At 56.1% G+C, this 1,774-nt stretch carries 1 protein-coding gene and 3 tRNA genes; 3 read left to right on the forward strand and 1 reads right to left on the reverse strand.

The genetic code is table 11. The annotated features are described in order from the left end of the window. Positions 1-26: 26 nt before the first annotated feature. Positions 27-719: a M48 family metallopeptidase gene (locus tag B3C64_RS07380; protein ID WP_291534829.1), complete on the reverse strand. Its 693-nt coding sequence runs from the start codon at positions 717-719 to the stop codon at positions 27-29. Between the two features lie 269 nt (positions 720-988). On the opposite strand from B3C64_RS07380, the gene B3C64_RS07385 reads away from it, so the two are divergent. The 3 genes from B3C64_RS07385 to B3C64_RS07395 all read left to right on the forward strand — a co-directional run bounded on the left by B3C64_RS07385 (position 989) and on the right by B3C64_RS07395 (position 1,251). Next, a tRNA-Ile gene (locus tag B3C64_RS07385) sits at positions 989-1,062 on the forward strand. Between the two features lie 42 nt (positions 1,063-1,104). Continuing rightward, positions 1,105-1,177, forward strand: a tRNA-Ala gene (locus B3C64_RS07390). A gap of 1 nt (position 1,178) precedes the next feature. Continuing rightward, positions 1,179-1,251: transfer RNA gene (locus B3C64_RS07395), tRNA-Ala, on the forward strand. Positions 1,252-1,774: the final 523 nt, after the last annotated feature.

The following is a 1,774-nucleotide window of genomic DNA, read 5'->3' on the forward strand; positions in this document are numbered from 1 at the left end:
GCAATCCGGACACGCGGCGCAATCCATCACAGCACGACCTGGCGATTGATCTCCCGCCGCAACTGCCTCCATTGCGGAAGATAGGCGGTCATGCGCCGTTGGAAGCCGGCGCCGTGCCCGTGTTCCCACAAATGCGTCATTTCATGCACGAGCACATATTCAAGGAACCGCGGCTCCATAAGCCCAAGCTGGAGGTTCAGCCGAATCCTGCCGGTTTTCGGCGTGCATGAGCCCCACCGCGAAGTCATGACGCGCAGGGTGATATGCGTGGGTCGCCGCCCGATGATGGGTGTCCACTTCGCCAGCAGAGACGGCAGCTGTTCCTCGATATTGCGGCGCGCATGGGCGCGCATCGCGTCGGTCCAGGCGAACGAATCGTTGCGCGAATCAGAGGAAACGCTGCCTGTCAAACCCGACGATCCCAACGAACCCATGCCCATCGAACCATCAAAAGAGCCATCGTCCGATTTCTCGGTCGCACCGGCAGACGAACCGGCATTCTCCATGCCATCGATTCCCACGCTCCGCCGAATTTGTTCGTCTCTGGCCCGCAGCATGACATTTCGCGCATGCTGAATCCATGTGCCACGTTCCATGACGAACCGTTCAATGTCGCCGTCCGGCATGCGCGCCGGCGCGGAAACGACGATATCCGCATTCGGCGGCTTGATGCGCAGGTACATGTTTTTGATCGGTTTGCGCACGATGGTCACCGTCATGCCGTTGATTTCGCAGGTTTCGCGAGTATATGGTTCGCCGGCAGACCACCGAACACCGGCATTTGCGCCGGCGAGACCGCTTTTCCGCATGCCGTCGGATTGATTCTCATTGTCGGGTTTCCGCATATCGTTCTTTCCATCGTTCTTTACACGCCGGCTTTTGCGGCACGTCAATCATTGTGCTGCGACACGCCGATGTCATATATGATTTTGACTTTCCTGCCATCTAGCGTATTATCTTACTTCGTTGTGCAAATGGCACGGCAGATGGGCCCGTAGCTCAGCTGGTTAGAGCGCATCCCTGATAAGGATGAGGTCGGAGGTTCAAGTCCTCCCGGGCCCACGGAAAGGTTTGAAAAGCGGCTTGGCCGCTTTTTTCACCTATGGGGCTATAGCGCAGCTGGTAGCGCATCTGCTTTGCAAGCAGAGGGTCGCCGGTTCGAACCCGGCTAGCTCCACGGGGCTATGGCGCAGCTGGTAGCGCATCTCCATGGCATGGAGAGGGTCAGGGGTTCGAATCCCCTTAGCTCCACAGACAAGGCTTCCGAAGTGATTCGGAAGCCTTTTTCATATCCCCAAACGGCGGAACGCCGAAAACACCCGTCAGACATCCATTTTGCAACCCAAATCATCCAACATCTGAGCCTATAGACCAGCATCTGGAATGACACATTTTTCTGGCATCACCTCAGCGTACACAGACATCCAGTGGCTGGATAAAAAGGACGCTGATTCCCTCGTAAAAGAACCAAAACCTCCAGTAACTGGATGATTCCACCCACTGACACGCATCTCAACATCCCAAAACCTCCAGCCACTGGATGAATTCACCCGCTGAGAGGCCCATCAAACGACCAAAACCTCCGGCCGCTGGAATAATCCGCCCGCTTATCGGCTCCGTAGCGTCCTAAATCATCCAATGGCTGGCAGAAAAGGACGCATATCGTACATTCCGCGTCCCGAATTATCCAGTAACTGGAACAATTCACCCATCGAGGGGCCTCTCAAACGACCAATTCACCCACTCACTGGATGATTCCACCCGCTGACACGCA

The sequence above is a fragment of the Bifidobacterium sp. UBA6881 genome, from assembly GCA_002451435.1.
GTDB lineage: Bacteria > Actinomycetota > Actinomycetes > Actinomycetales > Bifidobacteriaceae > Bifidobacterium.